At 71.1% G+C, this 12992-nt stretch carries 14 protein-coding genes; 6 read left to right on the top strand and 8 right to left on the bottom strand.

Translation table 11 applies throughout. The features are described from left to right. Positions 1–23: 23 nt before the first annotated feature. Together aceB and ACGFU7_RS20875 are read right to left on the bottom strand one after the other, a co-directional pair. A complete protein-coding gene (gene aceB, locus ACGFU7_RS20880) occupies positions 24–1643 on the bottom strand; it encodes a malate synthase A (RefSeq protein WP_393697488.1) in 1620 nt (539 codons plus the stop codon). Positions 1644–1877: 234 nt separating this feature from the next. Then, complete coding sequence (locus tag ACGFU7_RS20875; RefSeq protein ID WP_393697487.1) at positions 1878–2483, bottom strand: NTP transferase domain-containing protein; 606 nt, start codon at positions 2481–2483, stop codon at positions 1878–1880. Between the two features lie 258 nt (positions 2484–2741). Between ACGFU7_RS20875 and ACGFU7_RS20870 the strand changes: the two genes are divergently transcribed. Further along, a complete protein-coding gene (locus ACGFU7_RS20870; RefSeq protein ID WP_266356559.1) occupies positions 2742–3044 on the top strand; it encodes a DUF5955 family protein in 303 nt (100 codons plus the stop codon). 17 nt (positions 3045–3061) lie between these two features. On the opposite strand, the gene ACGFU7_RS20865 is transcribed toward ACGFU7_RS20870, so the two are convergent. Together ACGFU7_RS20865 and ACGFU7_RS20860 are read right to left on the bottom strand one after the other, a co-directional pair. Then, entirely contained in the window at positions 3062–3694 is a 633-nt protein-coding gene (locus ACGFU7_RS20865; RefSeq protein ID WP_393697486.1) for a response regulator, read from the bottom strand. Then, positions 3691–4908, bottom strand: coding sequence for a sensor histidine kinase (locus tag ACGFU7_RS20860; RefSeq protein ID WP_393697485.1), 1218 nt, complete (start codon positions 4906–4908; stop codon positions 3691–3693). Before ACGFU7_RS20860 ends, ACGFU7_RS20865 begins: the two co-directional genes overlap by 4 nt. Before the next feature lie 110 nt (positions 4909–5018). Between ACGFU7_RS20860 and ACGFU7_RS20855 the strand changes: the two genes are divergently transcribed. Together ACGFU7_RS20855 and ACGFU7_RS20850 are read left to right on the top strand one after the other, a co-directional pair. Further along, positions 5019–6113: an ABC transporter permease gene (locus ACGFU7_RS20855; protein ID WP_393697484.1), complete on the top strand. Its 1095-nt coding sequence runs from the start codon at positions 5019–5021 to the stop codon at positions 6111–6113. Then, a complete protein-coding gene (locus tag ACGFU7_RS20850) occupies positions 6110–6799 on the top strand; it encodes an ABC transporter ATP-binding protein (protein WP_393697483.1) in 690 nt (229 codons plus the stop codon). The genes ACGFU7_RS20855 and ACGFU7_RS20850 overlap by 4 nt, the downstream gene beginning before the upstream one ends. Before the next feature lie 4 nt (positions 6800–6803). On the opposite strand, the gene ACGFU7_RS20845 is transcribed toward ACGFU7_RS20850, so the two are convergent. Then, positions 6804–7604 (bottom strand): IclR family transcriptional regulator, encoded by an 801-nt coding sequence (locus ACGFU7_RS20845; protein ID WP_393697482.1) that lies wholly within the window; start codon positions 7602–7604, stop codon positions 6804–6806. A gap of 371 nt (positions 7605–7975) precedes the next feature. Between ACGFU7_RS20845 and allB the strand changes: the two genes are divergently transcribed. The 3 genes from allB (at position 7976) to ACGFU7_RS20830 (ending at position 10873) form a co-directional block, all read left to right on the top strand. Then, a complete protein-coding gene (gene allB / locus ACGFU7_RS20840; protein ID WP_393697481.1) occupies positions 7976–9319 on the top strand; it encodes an allantoinase AllB in 1344 nt (447 codons plus the stop codon). 2 nt (positions 9320–9321) lie between these two features. After that, positions 9322–10437, top strand: coding sequence for an allantoicase (gene alc, locus ACGFU7_RS20835; RefSeq protein WP_393697480.1), 1116 nt, complete (start codon positions 9322–9324; stop codon positions 10435–10437). A gap of 106 nt (positions 10438–10543) precedes the next feature. Next, entirely contained in the window at positions 10544–10873 is a 330-nt protein-coding gene (locus ACGFU7_RS20830) for a putative quinol monooxygenase (RefSeq protein WP_393697479.1), read from the top strand. Positions 10874–11001: 128 nt separating this feature from the next. Here ACGFU7_RS20830 and ACGFU7_RS20825 read toward each other — a convergent pair whose 3' ends face one another. The 3 genes from ACGFU7_RS20825 to ACGFU7_RS20815 form a co-directional block, all read right to left on the bottom strand. Beyond that, on the bottom strand, positions 11002–11832 hold the full coding sequence (locus ACGFU7_RS20825; RefSeq protein ID WP_393697478.1) for an aldo/keto reductase: 831 nt from the start codon (positions 11830–11832) through the stop codon (positions 11002–11004). 85 nt (positions 11833–11917) lie between these two features. After that, the gene (locus tag ACGFU7_RS20820; RefSeq protein WP_393697477.1) at positions 11918–12043 is read right to left on the bottom strand and encodes a hypothetical protein; all 126 of its coding nucleotides are present in this window, start codon (positions 12041–12043) and stop codon (positions 11918–11920) included. Further along, the gene (locus tag ACGFU7_RS20815) at positions 12040–12795 is read right to left on the bottom strand and encodes an SDR family NAD(P)-dependent oxidoreductase (protein WP_393697612.1); all 756 of its coding nucleotides are present in this window, start codon (positions 12793–12795) and stop codon (positions 12040–12042) included. The genes ACGFU7_RS20820 and ACGFU7_RS20815 overlap by 4 nt, the downstream gene beginning before the upstream one ends. Positions 12796–12992 lie beyond the last annotated feature (197 nt).

Below are 12992 nucleotides of genomic sequence, written 5' to 3'. Positions count from 1 at the left end.
GGCAGTCATGTACGCAAGCGGCGTCAGACCAGCTGCTCGTACGCCGGCAGCGTCAGGAAGTCCGCGTAGTCCTGGTTCAGGGACACCTGGAGCAGGAGGTCGTGGGCCTGCTGCCACTTGCCGGATGCGAATGCCTCGTCGCCGATCTCGGCGCGGATCGCGGTGAGTTCCTCCGCCGCGACCTTGCGGGCCAGGTCCGCGGTGGCGTGTTCGCCGTTCTCGAAGACCACGTCCGCGTTGATCCACTGCCAGATCTGCGAGCGCGAGATCTCCGCGGTGGCCGCGTCCTCCATGAGGTTGAAGATGGCGACGGCGCCCATGCCGCGCAGCCAGGCCTCGATGTAGCGGATGCCGACCGCGACGGCGTTGCGCAGGCCGTCGTACGTGGGCCTGGCGTCCAGGGTGTCGATGGCGATCAGGTCGCCCGCGGCCACCGAGACGTCCTCGCGCAGGCGTTCCTTCTGGTTCGGCTTCTCGCCGAGGACCGCGTCGAAGGAGGCCATGGCGATCGGGACCAGGTCCGGGTGGGCGACCCAGGAGCCGTCGAAGCCGTCGTGCGCCTCGCGGTCCTTGTCGGCCTTGACCTTCTCGAAGGCGACCTTGTTGACCTCGGCATCGCGGCGGGACGGAATGAAGGCCGCCATGCCGCCGATGGCGTGCGCGCCGCGCTTGTGGCAGGTGCGGACGAGGAGTTCGGTGTACGCGCGCATGAACGGGGCGGTCATCGTCACCGCGTTGCGGTCCGGGAGGACGAACTTGGCGCCGCCGTCACGGAAGTTCTTGACGATGGAGAAGAGGTAGTCCCAACGGCCGGCGTTCAGCCCGGAGGCGTGGTCGCGGAGCTCGTACAGGATCTCCTCCATCTCGTACGCGGCGGTGATCGTCTCGATGAGAACGGTCGCGCGGACCGTGCCCCGGGGGATGCCGACGTAGTCCTGGGCGAAGACGAAGATGTCGTTCCAGAGGCGGGCCTCCAGGTGCGACTCCGTCTTCGGGAGGTAGAAGTACGGGCCCTTGCCGAGGTCGATGAGGCGCTGGGCGTTGTGGAAGAAGTAGAGGCCGAAGTCGACCAGCGCGCCCGGCACCGGGGCGCCGTCGAGCTGGAGGTGACGCTCGTTCAGGTGCCAGCCCCGGGGGCGGGTGACGACCGTCGCGAGCTCGTCGGCGGGCTTCAGGGCGTACGACTTTCCGGACCTGGGGTCTGTGAAATCGATGGTGCGGGTGTAGGCGTCGATCAGATTGAGCTGGCCGAGGATGACGTTCTCCCATGTGGGGGCGGACGCGTCCTCGAAGTCGGCGAGCCAGACCTTGGCGCCCGAGTTCAGGGCGTTGATGGTCATCTTGCGGTCGGTCGGACCGGTGATCTCCACCCGGCGGTCGTTCAGCGCGGCCGGGGCCGGCGCGACCTTCCAGGAGTCGTCCGCGCGGATCGCTGCCGTCTCGGGCAGGAAGTCCAGCGTGGAGGTACGGGCGATCTCGGCGCGGCGCTCGCCCCGGCGGGCGAGCAGCTCGTCACGGCGCGGCGTGAACTGCCGGTGCAGCTCGGCCACGAACGCGAGGGCCGCTTCGTTAAGGACCTCATCCTGCCGGGGCAGGGGCTCGGCATCGACGATGGCCAGCGGGGACGGCGCTGGTGCGGACATGAGCTGTCACTCCTTCAGCGGGCGGTGCGGGCGGCTTCTCACGGCCGCCGGGTCGCCTGAAACGGCACGGCGTGCCAGGGCTCCGAGATACGGCCATGGGCGCCGTCTGGGGTGCAGAGGGCTTCTGACCAGTGGATAATAGTTTCCTCATGGTGGAAGTTCAATGGTTTGTTGATGTCGAGATTCTCCGGGTCGACAGAAGTGGGACGGTGCTGGCGCCGAGTGCCGGCCCGTTCACTCAAGGTGCTTCAGGTCCTCCACCGTGTCGATGTCGTACGCCTGAGCCACATCGGAACACTCGACGAGCGTGATCGCATCGCGGTGCGCCCGCAGATACGCCCGAGCGCCTTGGTCGCCCACCGCCCCCGCCGCGATGTCCGCCCACCGGTCGGCCCCGAACAGCACCGGATGACCGCGCTCCCCGTCGTACGAGGCCGCCACGAGACTCGTCCGGGAGCGGTACGCCGATCGCACCCGCGCCACCGCGTCCGCGCCGATGCCCGGCTGGTCGACCAGGAGGACGAGCGCCGCGTCCGCCCCCGTACCGGTCAGTGCCCCGAGCCCCGCCCGCAGCGACGAGCCCATGCCCTCGGTCCACTCGGGGTTGACGGTCACCGTGCAGCCGGCGAGGTCGGCACGTGCTCGTACCTCTTCCGCAGCGGCGCCCAGAACCACGTGGACGCGGTCGCAGCCGCCCTCCCGCAGTACGCCTACCGCGTGCTCCACCAGCGGCCGGCCGCGGTGTTCGAGCAGTGCCTTGGGTTGCCCGCCGAGTCGCCGTCCGCCGCCCGCGGCGAGCAGCATCCCGGCGACCACCGGGGTCTGTGTTGTCCGAGTCATGCGGACTGGATACCTCATGTTCGCCCTGCCTGCGCAAGCAGGGAGCGGTGAGAACGGGCGTGACGGCCGGGCGGCGCCGTCCATGGCGCGAACATGCGTGTCACCCTTACGGGACACGCTGAATTCTGTCCGTGGAGTGGCGCTCGACACCTGTCATGGCGTTAACTTGCGCGCATCCCGGGACACTTGACCGCGGTCTGGGACCCGGTCGAAACACTGGCACAAGGATGTGCGAGGGGGAGTGCTTTGTTGCGAAGCGTGGGGCAGACGCGGGTGACCAGCAGTGGTGAGGATCCGAGGGTGACGGAGCTGCGTACGGCCGTCTCCCGGCTCCGCCGTGAGCTGGCGGGGCATCCCGCGGAGTTCCCGGACCGGGGGATCGCTGAGGACGAGCTGGCCGCGCTGGATGCGATGGCGGTCAGCGGCGCACCGGAGATTCCGCGCCTGCGCCGTTCGCTGCTACTGATCGCGGGGGCGATCGGCTCGGTCAGCGCACTGGCCTCCGCACTCAGGGACGTACGGGTCGCCGTCGATCTCTTCGGCGAGCCGCCGCGCCGCTGACGTGCGACGGCCGGGAATCAGCGGCGTATCAGCCGGCGGGCCGTCGCGGCCGCGACCGCCGAGGTGCGGGAGTCCACGCCCAGCTTGGCGTAGATGTGCACCAGATGGGACTTCACCGTCGCCTGGCTGAGAAAGAGCTTCTTGCTGATCTGCAGGTTCGACAGGCCCTCGCCGACCAGCTGCAGGACTTCCAGTTCGCGCTTGGTCAGGGCCTGTGCCGGAGTCCGCATGCGGTCCATCAGGCGGTGGGCGACCGCCGGTGCCAGTGCCGACCGGCCGGCCGCAGCCGTGCGCACCGCCGCCGCCAGTTCCTCCGGCGGGGCGTCCTTCAGCAGATAGCCGGAGGCGCCCGCCTCGACCGCGGCCAGGATGTCGGCGTCCGAGTCGTACGTGGTGAGGATCAGGACCCGGGGCGCGCCCGCCTTCGCCGTGATGGCTGCCGTGGCCCGGGAGCCGTGCATGCCCGCGCCGAACTGCAGGTCCATGAGGACGACATCGAACTCGCCGGTCGCGGCGAGCGCGACGGCCCGCTCGGCGGTGGCCGCCTCGGCGACCACGCAGAAGCCGGGTTCGGCGTCGAGCACGGCCCGCAGCCCCGCCCGCACCACCGGGTGGTCGTCGGCGAGCAGCAGCCTGACGGGGGTGGTCATGCGGCGTCCTGTCCTGGCCAGCCGTCGGGGAGCGGAACGGGAAGCGGAAGGGTGAGGGCGACGGCGGTGCCCTGGCCGGGCGCCGACTCGACACTGAGCGTGCCGCCCAGAGAACCGGCCCGCGAACGCATCGCGGGCAGTCCGAAGCCGCCGGTGCCGGTGTCCGCCGCGACCGGCCCGCTCCCCGGGGCGAAACCGCGGCCGTCGTCGACGACGTCCAGCGACACCGAGGTGTCCATGAAGCTGAGAGTGATCTCCGCGCGCCGCGCCCCGGCGTGCTGCACCGTGTTGGCCAGCGCCGACTGAGCGGTACGCAGCAGCGCCACCTCGTACGGGGTCGGCAGCTCGACCGGGGGGCCGCTGACCGCGAACTGCACCGTGAGGCCGGGGCCCGTGGTGCGGGACGCAAGGCGTTCCAGGGCGGCCGCCAGGGAACCGTTCTCCAGGTCGGGCGGCGACAGGGCGCGTACGAAGCGGCGGGCCTCGGCGAGATTGTCCTGCGCGGCCTCGCGGGCCCGGCGGACGTGGGCGGTGGCGGGAGCGTCGGCGGACAGGGTGCGTTCGGCGGCGCGCAGCAGCAGCTGGATGCTGGACAGGCCCTGCGCCAGGGTGTCGTGGATCTCGCGGGCCAGCCGCTCACGTTCGGCGAGCGTGCCCGCCGTACGTTCCGCCTCGGCCAGCTCCGCCCGGGTCGCCATCAGCTCCTCGATGAGCTCGCGGCGCCGTTCGCTCTCCCGGAACAGCGCGTCGTACCCGAGGACCGTCGCGACCGCGACCGCCGCGCCGAGCAGCGGACCGATGAAGGCGCCGGGCGTGACGGCCTGGCCGTGCAGCACGAAGCTCGCGATGGCGGCGGCAGCGGTGGCCGCGACGGTCGGCAGGGCCCAGCGCGTCGGCAGCAGATGCAGCTGCAGGAAGTAGAGCGGGAACGCCACCCACAGGGCGTCGGGCGACAGGACGAGCAGCAGCAGCCAGACGCCGCCCAGCAGCGCCAGCCACACGGCGGCCGCGCGGCCACGCGGCTGTACGGCGGGGGCGAGCGCGCCCGCCGCGTACACGGCGGCCATCACACAGGTGACCACGACGACGGCGGTGGCGTGCGGTGCCCCGTCACCGAAGGCCCGTACCGCCGCGAGCGCGAGCAGCCCCACCAGCAAGGCGTGCAGACACAGCCGCAGCGCGGCGGCGACCGGGGGATGAGCACGGGAATCCATGATTCGTCCAGCGTAGACGGACGGTGTCCGCGGCCGGTCAATCGAAAGGTTGATGTCAGGCCCTACCGCCGAGCGATGTCTGCGGGGGCCCGCGTGGCGAGGCTGGAAGCATGTTCGTCGCATGGAGAGATCTCAGGTTCGCCAAGGGGCGGTTCGCGCTCATGGGCACGGTCGTGGTGCTGATCACGCTGCTCGTGGGTCTGCTGTCCGGTCTGACGGCCGGCCTGGCCCGGGAGAACACCTCGGCCGTCACGGGGCTGAACGCAGACCACCTCGCGTTCGCCGCCCCGCCCGACGGCCAGTCGGTGTCCTTCACGAATTCGACCGTCGAGGAGAGCGCCTGGCGGAGCTGGGCCGAGCAGCCCGGTGTGAGTGACGCGGAGCCGCTCGGTATCCGTACCCTCAACGCCGCAGCCGTCGAGGGGGAGCGCACGGCCGCCGTCTCGGCCTTCGGTGTCGAGCCGGACGGGGGCCTGGCGCCCGTCGGCGGTGCGCGCGTCGGCACCGGGAAGGTGGTGCTGTCCGAGCAGGCCGCCGACGACCTGGGGGCCGGGGCCGGGGAGCGGCTGCGGCTCGGCGGTAGTGAGGTGACCGTGGCGGCGGTCGCGACAGATGCCTCGTACAGTCATACGCCGGTCGTGTGGACCTCGCTCGACGACTGGCAGCGCTTGGGGGCCGATGGCTCCGGCGGGGCGCAGCACGCCACGGTGATCGCGCTGACCACCACCGACGGCGCGGACCTCTCCGCGGGTGACAGAGCGGCGGGCACCAGCACGCTCTCCCTCGGGGACTCCCTCACCGCCATCGGTTCCTACCAGGCCGAGAACGGCTCGCTCCAGCTGATGCGCGGCTTCCTCTTCGCCATCTCCGCCCTGGTCATCGGCGCCTTCTTCACCGTCTGGACGATCCAGCGCAGCGGCGATGTCGCCGTCCTCAAGGCGCTCGGCGCCTCCACCCCGTATCTGCTGCGCGACGCGCTCGGGCAGGCCGTCGTGATGCTCGCCATCGGTACGGGGGTGGGCACCGCGCTCGCCTCCGGCATCGGCGCGGTGGTCAGCGGCGGGGCCGTGCCGTTCGTCCTCGACGCGGCGACCGTCCTGGTCCCGGCGGCAGTCATGATCACCCTCGGTGCCGCCGGGGCGGCCCTGTCCATCCGGCGGATCACCGCCGTCGACCCGCTCACCGCACTCGGGAGTGCCCGATGACCCTCACCCTTGCCGATGTCACCCTCACCTACCCCGACGGCGACGGCCGGCTCACCGCCCTGGAGCGGGTCTCGCTGGATGTGCCCGCGGGTTCGCTCACCGCGGTCGTCGGACCGTCCGGCTCCGGCAAGTCCAGCCTGCTGGCGGTGGCCGCGACCCTGGTCACCCCGGACGAGGGGCGGGTCGTCGTCGCCGGTACGGACACCGCGGGCCTCGGCCGTGCCGAAAAGGCCGCGCTGCGCCGCGAACGCATCGGCATCGTCTTCCAGCAGCCCAATCTGCTGCCGTCCCTCACCGCGGCCGAACAGCTCCAGGTGATGACCCATCTGTCGGGCGGCGCCGTACGCGGAGCCCGCGGCCGGGCGCTGGAACTGCTGGAGGCGGTCGGCCTCGCGGACAAGGCCGGCCGCAGGCCCCATCAGCTGTCGGGCGGACAGCGTCAGCGGATCAACATCGCGCGGGCCCTGATGAACGATCCGGCGGTGCTGCTCGTCGACGAACCGACCAGCGCGCTCGACCACGAACGGGGTGCGGCGGTGCTCGACCTGCTGGTCACGCTGACGAAGGAGCGGTCGACGGCGACAGTGATGGTCACGCACGACCGGGCCCATCTGGACCGGGTGGACCGCACCGTGACGATGGACGACGGCCGTCTGACGGTGCCCGCCATGACGCCTCAGGCGTGACGTCTCAGCCGGTGGAACCGCTGCTGGCCAGCGCGTCGGACAGTTCCTTCGCGGCCTGCTGCAGAATCGGCACGATCCGCTCCGTCGCCGCCTCCGTCACCCGGCCCGCCGGACCCGAGATCGAAAGCGCGGCCGAGGTGGGGGAGTTGGGTACCGAGACCGCGAGGCAGCGCACCCCGATCTCCTGCTCGTTGTCGTCCACCGCGTAGCCGACCCTGCGGACCTGCTCCAGTGCGTCGAGGAAGCCGTCAGGCGTGGTGATCGTCTTCTCGGTGGCGGCCGGCATTCCGGTACGGGCGAGCAGTGCCCGTACCTCCTCCGGGGGCGTGTGCGCCAGCAGCGCCTTGCCGACCCCCGTGGAGTGGGGGAGCACCCGGCGGCCCACCTCGGTGAACATGCGCATCGAGTGCTTGGACGGCACCTGCGCCACGTACACGATCTCGTCGCCGTCGAGCAGCGCCATGTTCGCGGTCTCGCCGGTCTCCTCGACCAGGCGCGCGAGATACGGGCGTGCCCAGGTACCGAGCAGCCGGGACGCGGACTCGCCGAGCCGGATCAGACGCGGGCCGAGCGCATAGCGCCGGTTCGGCTGCTGGCGCACATATCCGCAGATCACCAGCGTGCGCATCAGGCGGTGAATGGTCGGCAGCGGTAGTCCGCTGCTCGCGGAGAGTTCACTCAGCCCGACCTCGCCCCCCGCGTCCGCCATCCGCTCCAGCAGATCGAAGGCGCGCTCAAGGGACTGCACACCACCGCTGGAAGCGGCGGGCTTGGAGTCGGATGTGCTGGCGTGGGACGGCGGCACGTCAACGGTCCTTTCGAGGCGGAAGAGCGGCTGCCCCGCCCGGCGAGGCACCCCGCAGCCTACCGGGCGGTTCCCGATCGGCCCACTGCTCCGGGTACGGCGTCCTGGCCGGTCAGAGCCTGTTTGTCCCGGTGTCTGCACTCGGTGGGGCAGTTCTGCGGTGCCGCACTGGTCCCATGTTACATTCCGCTCTCCGAAATTGTTCTTTTACTTTGTGGAAACCTCCAGTTGCGGGTGCGGGTGGTCCGCCAGTCGCCGGGCGAGGAAAGTGGGGTCTTGACGGGCCCGGATCCCGAGTGAAGACTCCTTCAACAGTTCGTTGAATTTGCCAGTGGTCATCAGTGGTCGAAGGTCCGAAGTGAGGAGCACGGGTGTCCGGTGCGGACGTGAATCTGGTACTGCGCTCGACGCGTGTCGTCACCCCGGACGGGACGCGCCCCGCAGCGGTCGCCGTCGCCGACGGGAGAATCGACGCCGTCCTGCCGTACGACACCGAGGTGCCGGCCGGTGCCCGGGTGGAGGACTTCGGTGACGACGTCCTGCTGCCCGGACTCGTCGACACCCATGTCCATGTGAACGACCCCGGCCGCACCGAGTGGGAAGGCTTCCACACCGCCACCCGTGCCGCGGCGGCGGGCGGCATCACCACTCTGCTCGACATGCCGCTCAACTCCCTCCCGCCGACCACCACCGTCGGTCATCTGCGCACCAAGCAGCAGGTGGCCGCCCCCAAGGCACACATCGACACCGGATTCTGGGGCGGGGCGATCCCGTCCAACGTCAAGGACCTGCGGCCGCTGTACGAGGCCGGGGTGTTCGGCTTCAAGTGCTTCCTCTCGCCCTCCGGCGTCGACGAGTTCCCGGAACTCGACCAGGAGCAGCTGGCCAGGTCCATGGCCGAGATCGCCGGTTTCGGCGGACTGCTGATCGTGCACGCCGAGGACCCGCGCCATCTGGCCTCCGCCCCGCAGCGCCCCGGGCCCGCGTATGCCGACTTCCTCGCCTCCCGGCCCCGGGACGCCGAGAACACCGCGATCGAGGGGCTCATCGCGCACGCCAGGCGGCTGAACGCGCGGGTCCATGTCCTGCACCTCTCCTCCAGCGACGCGCTGCCGATGATCGCCGCCGCCAAGCGCGAGGGCGTACGGATCACCGTCGAGTCCTGTCCGCACTTCCTCACCCTCACCGCCGAGGAAGTCCCGGACGGCGCGACGGAGTTCAAGTGCTGCCCGCCGATCCGTGAGGCCGCCAACCAGGACGCGCTGTGGGACGGGCTGGCCGACGGCACGATCGACTGCATCGTCTCGGACCACTCGCCGTGCACCACCGACCTCAAGACGCCGGACTTCGCCTCGGCCTGGGGCGGCATCTCCTCCCTTCAGCTGGGCCTTCCCGCCATCTGGACCGAGGCCCGAAAGCGCGGCCACTCGCTCGACGACGTCGTCCGGTGGATGTCGGCCGCCCCCGCCGAACTGGCCGGGCTCACCCGCAAGGGCGCCATCGAGGCCGGCCGCGACGCCGACTTCGCCGTCCTCGCCCCGGACGAGACCTTCACCGTCGACCCCGCCGAACTCTTCCACCGCAACCAGGTCACCGCCTACGCCGGCAAGACCCTGCACGGCGTCGTGAAATCGACGTGGCTGCGTGGGCGGCGGATCGCGGCGGACGGCGCCGTCGGCGAACCCACCGGCTGCCTCCTCGTAAGGAACCACTGACTATGACGGCGACAGCCCGCTTCACCGGCGACGCGAACCCGTACGGCGGCGGCGACCCGTACGCCGACTACCGCACAGTCGACTTCCCCTTCACCGACCTCGTCGACCTCGCCGACCGGCGGCTCGGCGCGGGGGTGATCGCCGCCAACGACGAGTTCTTCGCCGAGCGCGAGAATCTGCTGAAGCCGGAACCCGCCGAGTTCGACCCCGAGCGCTTCGGCCACAAGGGCAAGATCATGGACGGCTGGGAGACCCGCCGCCGACGCGGTGCGAGCGCCGGCCGGCCCCACCCCACGGACGAGGACCACGACTGGGCACTCGTACGGCTCGGCGCACCCGGAGTCGTACGTGGCATCGTCGTCGACACCGCCCATTTCCGTGGCAACTACCCGCAGGCGGTCTCCGTCGAGGCGGCCTGTGTCCCCGGCTCCCCGTCGCCCGAGGAACTACTCGCGCCCGAGGTGAAGTGGGCAACACTCGTACCGCGTACGGCCGTTGGCGGGCACGCGGCCAATGGATTCGTCGTCGCGGCCGAGCAGCGCGTCACCCATCTGCGGGTCAACCAGCACCCCGACGGCGGGATAGCCCGCCTCCGCGTGTACGGCGAGGTCGCCCCCGACCCCACCTGGCTGGCCGCTCTCGGCACCTTCGATCTGGTCGCCCTGGAGAACGGCGGCACGGTCGAGGACGCCTCCGACCGCTTCTACTCCCCGGCCACCAACACCATCCAGCCGGGCAGGTCCCGCAAGATGGACGACGGCTGGGAAACCCGCCGCCGACGCGACAAGGGCAACGACTGGATCCGCTACCGCCTCGTCGAGCAGGCGGAGATCCGCGCCGTCGAGATCGACACCGCGTATCTGAAGGGCAACTCGGCAGGCTGGGCGAGCCTTTCCGCCCGTGACGGGGAGAGCGGCGACTGGAGCGAGGTGCTGCCCCGGACCCGGCTGCAGCCCGACACGAACCACCGCTTCGTCCTGCCCCAGGCGGTGCGGGCCACGCACGTCCGGATCGACATCTTCCCGGACGGTGGCATCTCCCGGCTGAGGCTGTTCGGCTCACCGACAGAGGAGGGCGCCACGCGACTGGCCGCGCGCCACCGAGAGCTCGGCGGTTAGGGTCTCTGGCCCACCCGAGGGCCGGACGGGCCGGAATTCGGCCCGTCCGGCGCCATCCGGGTGTGCCCGATGAGTCCGCATCCATGGCATATGGGACCCTGGAGGCATGATCTTCATCGCCGTCAAATTCACCGTCCACAGCGCCGAACGCGACAACTGGCTCCCGGCCGTGGAGGACTTCACCCTCGCGACCCGGAAGGAGCCCGGCAACGTGTTCTTCGAGTGGTCGTACAGCGTCGAGAACCCGGACCAGTACGTCCTGCTGGAGGCCTTCGCCTCCCCCGAGGCCGGGGAGGCCCATGTGAAGTCGCAGCACTTCGCGGCGGCGATGGACACGATGGCGGATCTCGTCGCCGAGACCCCGGAGATCATCAACGTCGAGGTGCCGGGTGAGGGTTGGTCCCGGATGGCGGAACTCACTCCGCGCTCGCGGTGACCCGGACGTCGGTGTGTCCGCGCCGAGTGACGCGGGCACACCGACGCGGGCACACCGACGCGGGCAGGCCGATGCGGGCACACCGACGCGGGCAGGCCGATGCGGGCGCACCGATGCGAGCACGCCCCTCAGAACTCCTCGTGGACCTCCGGATCCCCGCCGAACCGCTGCTGCGGCCCGGCCGAGATGCGGGCCAGCTCGTCCGCCGTCAGCTCGAACCCGAACAGGTCCAGGTTCTCGCGCTGCCGCCCCGGATCGGCCGACTTGGGAATCGGTACGGCACCGAGCTGGGTGTGCCAGCGGAGTACGGCCTGAGCGGGCGTCACGCCGTGCGCATCGGCGATGGCGACCAGCTCCGGGCCGGCCGGCAGATCGCGGCCGCGGCCGAGCGGGCTCCAGCTCTCCGTGATGATGCCCCTGGCGGCGTGCACGGACCGCAGTTCGTCCTGCGGCAGGCGCGGGTGCATCTCGATCTGGTTGACGGCGGGCAGTACCCCCGTCTCCTGCTGCAGCCGGTCGATCTGGGCCGCGGTGAAGTTGGAGACACCGATCGAGCGCACCAGCCCGTCCTCGCGGAGCCGGATCAGCGCCTTCCACGTGTCGACGTACAGATCGAGCCGGGGCAACGGCCAGTGGATGAGATACAGATCCACGTACTCCACCCCGAGATTGCGCCGCGACTCCTCGAACGACGCCAGCGTCGGTTCGTAGCCGTGATGCCGGCCCGGGACCTTGGTGGTGACGAAGACGTCCTGCCTCGGCACGCCGCTGCGGGCGATCCCGCGGCCGGTACCGGTCTCGTTGCCGTAGTTCAGCGCGGTGTCGACGAGCCGGTAGCCGAGGCCCAGCGCCCCGGCGACGGCCTTCTCCGCCGCGTCGTCGTCCAGCGGCCAGGTGCCGAGCCCGACGGCGGGGATGGCGCGGCCGTCGTTCAGGGGGTGAACCGGGGTCTCGGTCATGATCTCCCTTTTCGTTCGGAAACCTTCCCGGCCAGGGTAGGGCGGACCGGGGCGCGGGGCGGGGACCGGTGCGGGTACGCCCGGCTCACAGCCCCGCAGCCCTGCGCAGTTGGGTGATGACCTCGTCGACCCGGCCGCGGTCGTGGCCCCGCCGGATCAGGACGAGGCCCGGGGGACCGGCCGGCGGGTTGCCGCTGCGAAGCCGGGTCAAGCCGCGTGGCCCCCGTCCACCGTCACCTCCGTACCCGTGATGTACGCCGCTTCGTCACTGGCCAAGTAGGCGATCAGGGAAGCTACTTCGTCCACCGTGCCGAACCGGTCCAGGGCGGTCGCGGAGCGCTGACCGGCGGCGAACGGGCCGTCGGCCGGGTTGAGGTCCGTGTCGACCGGGCCGGGCTGGACCAGGTTGACCGTGATGCCACGCGGGCCGAGTTCGCGGGCGAGCGGCTTGGTGAGGCCGGCCAGCGCCGACTTGCTCATGGTGTAGAGGGTGGAGCCGGGACCGCCCGCGTGCCGGCTCAGAGCCGTGCCGATGGAGATGATGCGGCCACCGTTCCCCATCAGCCCCGCCGCCGCGCGGCAGGCCAGGAAGACCGCCCGTACGTTGACCGCGAGCACCCGGTCGACATCGGCCGGGGTGAGGGTGTCGATGGGGCCGAGGACGCCGATGCCCGCGTTGTTGACCAGGATGTCGAGCCGGCCGAGCTCGTCAGCGGCACGCCGCACGGCCGCCGGGGCGGCATCCGGGTCGGCCGAGTCGGCGCGCAGGGCGATGCCGCGACGGCCGTACGACTGGATCTTCTGGACGACCCTCTGCGCGCCGTCCTTGTCCCGCACGTACGTGAGCGCCACATCGGCGCCGTCCCGGGCCAGCCGCAGGGCGGTCGCGGCGCCGATGCCGCGGCTGCCTCCGGTGACGAGTGCGGTCCTGTTCGAGCCGGTGGTCGTGGTGGTGCTGGTCATGGTCATGTTGGGTCTCCTGGTCCGTGAGGCCGGGTCCTGCGCGGCGTCGGCTCCTCCGACGCCCGGGGTCTTCCGACACGGACAAGGAAAGTTCTTCTGCGCGGCGGAAACCGGCGTGAATCGGACGCCTACCCCGATGCGCCCGGGAGCGGGGATTCCCGCCCGGTGGACCGATGCCAGGCCGAGCGACGTACGGA

The organism is Streptomyces sp. NPDC048473 (genome assembly GCF_043200155.1).
GTDB lineage: Bacteria > Actinomycetota > Actinomycetes > Streptomycetales > Streptomycetaceae > Streptomyces.
This window is presented reverse-complemented; position numbering and strand designations above follow the sequence as displayed.

Excerpts from the sequence above, each read along its gene's own strand:
- ACGFU7_RS20875 (WP_393697487.1), bottom strand. The coding sequence starts at position 2,483 with ATGACTCGGACAACACAGACCCCGGTGGTCGCCGGGATGCTGCTCGCC.
- ACGFU7_RS20830 (WP_393697479.1), top strand. The coding sequence starts at position 10,544 with ATGATCTTCATCGCCGTCAAATTCACCGTCCACAGCGCCGAACGCGAC.
- ACGFU7_RS20850 (WP_393697483.1), top strand. The coding sequence starts at position 6,110 with ATGACCCTCACCCTTGCCGATGTCACCCTCACCTACCCCGACGGCGAC.
- alc (WP_393697480.1), top strand. The coding sequence starts at position 9,322 with ATGACGGCGACAGCCCGCTTCACCGGCGACGCGAACCCGTACGGCGGC.
- ACGFU7_RS20865 (WP_393697486.1), bottom strand. The coding sequence starts at position 3,694 with ATGACCACCCCCGTCAGGCTGCTGCTCGCCGACGACCACCCGGTGGTG.
- ACGFU7_RS20855 (WP_393697484.1), top strand. The coding sequence starts at position 5,019 with ATGTTCGTCGCATGGAGAGATCTCAGGTTCGCCAAGGGGCGGTTCGCG.
- ACGFU7_RS20825 (WP_393697478.1), bottom strand. The coding sequence starts at position 11,832 with ATGACCGAGACCCCGGTTCACCCCCTGAACGACGGCCGCGCCATCCCC.
- ACGFU7_RS20815 (WP_393697612.1), bottom strand. The coding sequence starts at position 12,795 with ATGACCAGCACCACCACGACCACCGGCTCGAACAGGACCGCACTCGTC.
- ACGFU7_RS20860 (WP_393697485.1), bottom strand. The coding sequence starts at position 4,908 with ATGGATTCCCGTGCTCATCCCCCGGTCGCCGCCGCGCTGCGGCTGTGT.
- aceB (WP_393697488.1), bottom strand. The coding sequence starts at position 1,643 with ATGTCCGCACCAGCGCCGTCCCCGCTGGCCATCGTCGATGCCGAGCCC.